Annotated in this window: 6 protein-coding genes; 4 read left to right on the top strand and 2 right to left on the bottom strand. The window is 43.0% G+C overall.

Annotated features, from left to right (window positions below; translation table 11 throughout):
* The first annotated feature begins 333 nt into the window (after positions 1-333).
* From rseP to UYK_RS0104640, 4 genes are all read left to right on the top strand, one after another.
* On the top strand, positions 334-1,416 hold the full coding sequence (rseP, locus tag UYK_RS0104655; RefSeq protein ID WP_009459838.1) for an RIP metalloprotease RseP: 1,083 nt from the start codon (positions 334-336) through the stop codon (positions 1,414-1,416).
* A 187-nt stretch (positions 1,417-1,603) separates the two neighbouring features.
* Positions 1,604-2,326, top strand: coding sequence for an endonuclease III (nth, locus tag UYK_RS0104650; protein WP_009459837.1), 723 nt, complete (start codon positions 1,604-1,606; stop codon positions 2,324-2,326).
* A gap of 236 nt (positions 2,327-2,562) precedes the next feature.
* The gene (locus UYK_RS0104645) at positions 2,563-3,270 is read left to right on the top strand and encodes a hypothetical protein (protein WP_009459836.1); all 708 of its coding nucleotides are present in this window, start codon (positions 2,563-2,565) and stop codon (positions 3,268-3,270) included.
* Positions 3,271-3,514: 244 nt separating this feature from the next.
* On the top strand, positions 3,515-3,853 hold the full coding sequence (locus UYK_RS0104640; protein ID WP_009459835.1) for a P-II family nitrogen regulator: 339 nt from the start codon (positions 3,515-3,517) through the stop codon (positions 3,851-3,853).
* 65 nt (positions 3,854-3,918) lie between these two features.
* Here UYK_RS0104640 and rdgB read toward each other — a convergent pair whose 3' ends face one another.
* Together rdgB and UYK_RS0104630 are read right to left on the bottom strand one after the other, a co-directional pair.
* Positions 3,919-4,494 (bottom strand): RdgB/HAM1 family non-canonical purine NTP pyrophosphatase, encoded by a 576-nt coding sequence (gene rdgB / locus UYK_RS0104635; protein ID WP_009459834.1) that lies wholly within the window; start codon positions 4,492-4,494, stop codon positions 3,919-3,921.
* 42 nt (positions 4,495-4,536) lie between these two features.
* On the bottom strand, positions 4,537-5,973 hold the full coding sequence (locus UYK_RS0104630; RefSeq protein ID WP_009459833.1) for a phosphoglucomutase/phosphomannomutase family protein: 1,437 nt from the start codon (positions 5,971-5,973) through the stop codon (positions 4,537-4,539).
* Positions 5,974-6,000: the final 27 nt, after the last annotated feature.

The raw sequence follows: 6,000 nt of genomic DNA, 5'->3' as shown, positions 1-6,000 counted from the left end.
TCTCCTTACTAAGGAGAGGGGTTCCCGATAGGGCGGGGTGAGGTTTTGTAATTCACGTAACTGAGAACCGCTATATTTGCTGAGGATGAGTGCGATCGCCTTTTTTGTTTGCCTCTTTTATGTGCCAAACTCAAAAAAAATTACCCTACTTTTTTGCCTAGAGACAGGTCAAACCTGAGAAATATACTACTTTCGAGGAGTTGCCAATTCATCACTCTCCCCCAGGAATTAGCGAAAAACCCTGAAAATATGCTGTGTTGCAGACCAATGCAAGACTGGTACTCATTCTAGAATAGAGAAAAGTATAGCTAAGTAAGTTCAAAAAATTTCTCTATGTCAGTTTTAGCGGCGATCGCAGTCTTGGCTGTTCTAATCCTGGTACACGAACTAGGACATTTCATTGCAGCAAGGTCTCAAGGAATTCATGTTAACCGCTTTTCTTTGGGCTTTGGGCCAATTCTTTGGAAATACCAAGGTCCGGAAACCGAATACGCCATCCGGGCGTTTCCGTTGGGTGGTTTTGTTGGTTTTCCTGATGATGATCCAGATAGTGACATTCCACCCAATGACCCAAACCTGCTGCGTAACCGTCCAATTTTAGATCGGGCGATCGTCATCAGCGCAGGAGTGATAGCAAACTTAATTTTTGCCTATTTTCTGCTTGTGGCGCAGGTTAACTTAGTCGGTGTTTCACAAGCAACTCTACCAGGAGTTTTAATTAAACAATTAGCCCCAGAGGTTAGTAATGTAGCTGTGCAAGCTGGTATCAAACCAGGAGACGTCATATTAGCTGCTAATAACAAAGAGTTTGGCACATCACTGCAAGAGATAGAGGGTTTAAGAGAAATAATTAAAACGAATGCAGGTAAACCAATTCAACTAGAAATTGCTCGTGGTGACCAAAGGCTGTCTTTAAATGTTACTCCTGAAGCAAAACCAGCTGGGGGTAGTATTGGCGTCGGACTTGCTCCCAACGGTCAGATTGTGCGGCGTCGTGCAAACATAATAGAAGCTTTTAACCTTGGTGCTGCTGAATTTCAGCGCATTCTGACAATGACATTTCAAGGTTTTAAACAATTAATTACCAACTTTGGTGAAACAGCTGGTCAAGTAGCAGGACCCGTTAAAATCGTGGAAATTGGTGCTAGCATTGCTCAAAATGATACAGGCAGTCTGTTTTATTTTGGAGCCTTAATTAGCATCAACCTAGCAATTATCAATATTCTGCCTTTACCAGCCTTGGATGGAGGACAACTAGCTTTCTTACTCATTGAAGGGTTACGCGGAAAACCTTTACCTTCTCGTGTTCAAGAAGGTGTAATGCAAACTGGTTTAATGCTACTTCTGGGATTAGGTATTTTTCTGATTGTCAAAGAAACTTCCCAACTAGAGTGGGTGCAAAAATTATTCCAGTAATTGACCCGCCCCCAAGCCCGCAAGTAAACTGCGGGCGACCCTTTGCCTTTACAAATCAGTAATAAAACACCAGCTGCGATCGCCCACAATGAGAGCATGAAAAATCTACCACAGTGCAAGCTGATGGACACCAATGGATCATGAGTTTGCTGATAAGATAATCCCCGATCCCTAATTTTCATGCACAGTGAGCAACACTCGTAAATGGTCATCTCAAAAGCAGCGAGCGCTAGAAATATTAGTCCGCCTCAAGCGTCTTTATCCAAATGCGACTTGCTCTTTAAACTATTCCACACCAGTTCAACTACTCGTAGCAACGATTCTCTCCGCCCAGTGTACAGATGAACGGGTAAATTTGGTCACACCAGCACTATTTAGTCGTTTTCCCGATGCGCCTAGTTTGGCTAATGCTGAGTTGACTGAGTTAGAAAATTTAGTACGTTCTACGGGATTTTATCGTAATAAGGCAAAGAATATTCAAGCCGCCTGTCGCATGATTGTGAATGAGTTTAGTGGTGAAGTACCAAAGGATATGCAGCAACTATTGCTGCTTCCAGGGGTGGCACGTAAGACAGCAAATGTAGTCCTTGCTCACGCCTTTGGTATTAATGCAGGTGTAACCGTTGATACTCATGTTAAACGTCTCAGCCAACGTTTAGGTTTGACTGAACATACAGAACCCATCCATATTGAACAAGATTTAATGCGCCTTTTGCCCCAACCAGACTGGGAAAATTGGTCAATTCGCTTGATTTATCATGGTCGTGCTGTTTGTAAAGCCCGTAATCCTGCATGTGCAGCTTGCGAGTTAGCTGATCTGTGTCCATCTGCGAATGGGGAGTTCAAGGGAGAAAGTACAAAGCAGAAGCGAAAAGAGCGATCGCAAGCTCAAAAGAGCGATCGCAACTAGGTAAAAGACATATCTTACACGCCCGCTGAGAATTTTGGTAAAAACCACTGGCTGCGGGTAAAAATGTATGCTTAACTGTACAAAATAAATTTAATCCAGCCAATGTGCCTGACTAGCACATGGCAAACGATTTTAGCGACCACGTAACATAAGTTAAATATAAAATCTTTGCCCTCAGGGAATTTTTCTATTATTCTTGGGCTTAGTTTGTATCATTATTAGCCTCTAATCTAAAAATGCAAACAGCTAACGGCTCTTTTTACGGCCATAGGCCCAGTACGACTACTCAAAATTACTCACCCTCTGTACCCTTATCTGTATATCGAGATTTGGCAGCAGAGTTACAAGCCGCACAGGCAAAAATCAACGCCCTTACCGCCCAAAACCAGCAAATAGTTCAAGAAAATCAACTTTTACGTCAAGAGATTGCTAAAGCAGTCCAGTCTGTTCTACATTTACAAAATTTACTTGATACCTCTAGTCAGTCTAAACCTCAGTATTTTCCCCAGACTCAGGTGGCAGACGCAGGGGTAACAAATCCATCAGTAGATAGCAAGCAAAAGACAACAGAGGAACCACAAAAATTTGCTCAAAGTAGAGAATTTGTAGGGACTCCCACAGGAGGTAGTAAACACGTAGCAACTTCCTCAAGTAGGCAGAAGGTAAATCATACTAGTAAACCTCCAGCGAAAAAACCACAACCGCAACCACAGCATCCTCATCCACGTCCAGCTGTTGTCTATACAGAAATGGAATTCCATGGCTCTATGCCAGAACCAGTGCTTATAGAAGAACAGGAGGTTATAACCTACTCAACTAGCGAATCAGAACCAGAAAGAATGAATGGTTGGTGGTTCTTCTTTGCGATCGTGCTAATTATAATTTTGGGTTTTGGTGCTGGCTATTTGGTTGTGCGTCCTTTCTTGGAACATCAAAGCCGTTAACTCAAATCCATTTTAGCTATAGCAAGCACGAAAATATTTCTGTTACCTAAGCTACAAAACAGTGATAAATTAAGATAGAACCACCACAATTCCCACTTCCTTTTTTACGGTTACTTCGGTAATGCACTTATTATTTTGTATGTGTTAACACTTTTTTACAATTATGGGTTGCGTTATCAGTTAAAGCTTTGGACAAAGGATCTGGTTATATATATAGAAGCTACTCAAAAGCAGGAGATAAAGAATGAAGAAAGTAGAAGCTATTATTCGTCCATTTAAGCTTGATGAAGTGAAGATTGCTTTGGTCAATGCTGGTATAGTGGGCATGACCGTTTCTGAAGTCCGGGGATTTGGGCGACAAAAAGGACAAACAGAACGCTATCGCGGTTCCGAGTATACGGTGGAGTTTTTGCAAAAACTCAAACTAGAAATTGTTGTGGAAGATAACCAGGTAGATATGGTTGTAGATAAAATTATCTCTGCTGCCCGGACAGGAGAAATTGGCGATGGTAAAATATTTATCTCGCCAGTCGAACAAGTTGTACGGATCAGAACTGGGGAAAAGAATACAGAAGCAGTTTAATTTTTGTTGGTGGTTGGTTGTTGGTTGTTGCTTGGAGTAAACAACAAACAACTAACACCTAACAACTAACCTTCCAAATCAGGCAACTTTTGGAGTAGGCTGGCAAAAGCCTTGCCACGATGACTAATACTGCGCTTCAACTCTGGCGTCATCTCAGCAAAAGTCATTTGCATTTCGGGGACGTAAAAAACTGGGTCATAGCCGAAACCACCATCACCACGCGGGCTGTAGAGAATTTCACCACGACAAATACCTTCTGATTGTAGAACGATCGCACCATCAGGACGAGCGATCGCTACTACACAGACAAATTGGGCTTGGCGCTGCACCTCATCACCCAATTCCTTTAAAAGTCTGGTAATGCGTTCAGCATCGGTTTTGCCGTAACGGGCAGAATACACCCCTGGTACACCATTGAGGACATCTACTTCTAAACCAGAATCATCTGCGATCGCCCAATTCCCCGTTGCTTTGGCGACCAGTGATGCTTTGAGACAAGCATTAGCAGCAAAGGTATCGCCCGTTTCCTCAATTTCCAAATCTTCTGGTTTGAGTTTTAATTCCCAACCAGAATCAGATAGGTAAGCTTGCATTTCCCGCAATTTACCTGGGTTCCCTGTAGCTACTACGAGTAATTTCATAAATTATGAATTATGAATTATGAAATTTTCAGCCTTCAGCATTCATTCTGCCCATTGTTTTGCCCAAGCCAAAGTTTGATGCACTTGTTCGAGTGTGGAGGCTTCGCAGTAGAGGCGTAAAACTGGTTCTGTACCGCTAAAACGAATCATCAACCAACTACCATCAGCAAGGCGGTATTTATAACCATCTATTGTTTGGCAATCTGTTACTGCTTTGCCAGCAATTTCTTTTAATGGTTCTGTTTGTAATTGTTCCAAAAGGCGACCCCGCACTTCCATACTTGCTAGGGGTAAATCAATGCGATCGTATGCAGAACTAAAGCCTGTTTGTTGTTGTAAGTGACTATAATAATCACTTAAATCTAATCCAGATTCCACGATCGCTTCGAGTACATACAATGCTGATAACAGTGCATCGCGTTCGGGAATATGGCTACCGTAACCAATACCCCCCGACTCTTCCCCGCCCAGTAACACTGGGGCTGCTAGCATCCTGTCAGCAATGTACTTATAACCAACAGGTGTTTCAAACACTGACAATTTGTGTAGTGCTGCTACACGGGGAATTAAGTCAGAACCACTTACGGTTTTAACTATTTCTCCTGTAAAACCGCGCCGTCGGGTCAAGTGATCGATTAAGATCGGGATGAGAATTTGCGAACTCAAAAAATTCCCTGTACCGTCTACTGCGGCAACGCGATCGCAATCACCATCAAAAACCAACGCTACCGTTAAACCTGTAGGGTTGTGTTCTCGGTGTGTTTTCATTACCCCGAACAAACGGGAAAGGTATTTAGGTAAAGGTTCTGGCGCACCACCTTCAAAAGTGGGATCGCGATCGCTATTAATTTCCTTGACTGCATCACCTAGTAGTCTTGCAAGTCCACCAGCCGCAGCCCCATGCATGACATCAGCAAATACCGTTAGCTTTCCAGAGGCTATGGTTTCACGAATTTTGACTGTATCAACTTTACTTTCTAACTCTTGACAATAGCTTTCCCAAGGATTAAACCTTTTAATTTTACCTGGAGTTGAGGCAACTGGTACTTCCTGTTCTAAAAGCGCTTCTATTTCTTTAGTTACTTCTGGCGGTACAGAACCACCGAAAGCACTTTTAACTTTTAATCCTAAATACTGCCCCGGATTGTGACTAGCAGTGATCACTAACGCCCCCAAAGCATTGTGCTGCTTTGCAGCCCAACTATAAGCTGGGGTTGGTGCAAAGGTTTCGCTAAACAAGACATCAAACCCGGCTGCACAGACAACATTAGCAGCTTTCTGGGCGAAGTCTTCCGCCATAAAACGGCGATCGTAACCAACTACAATTGTGCGGTTGTCGGTTTTTTCCCCGTAGGTATTGAATAGTACTTTTGCGGCAACTGGTGCGACAAGGGCTAGACGTTCAAACGTGAAATCATCGCCAATCACGCCGCGCCAGCCGTCTGTACCAAACTTGATTGATTTAGCTGCAACTGGCATTGAAGTATCCCAACTTTCGTTTAGGAG

It is taken from the genome of Fischerella thermalis PCC 7521 (assembly GCF_000317225.1).
In the GTDB taxonomy this organism is placed as follows: domain Bacteria; phylum Cyanobacteriota; class Cyanobacteriia; order Cyanobacteriales; family Nostocaceae; genus Fischerella; species Fischerella thermalis.
This window is presented reverse-complemented; position numbering and strand designations above follow the sequence as displayed.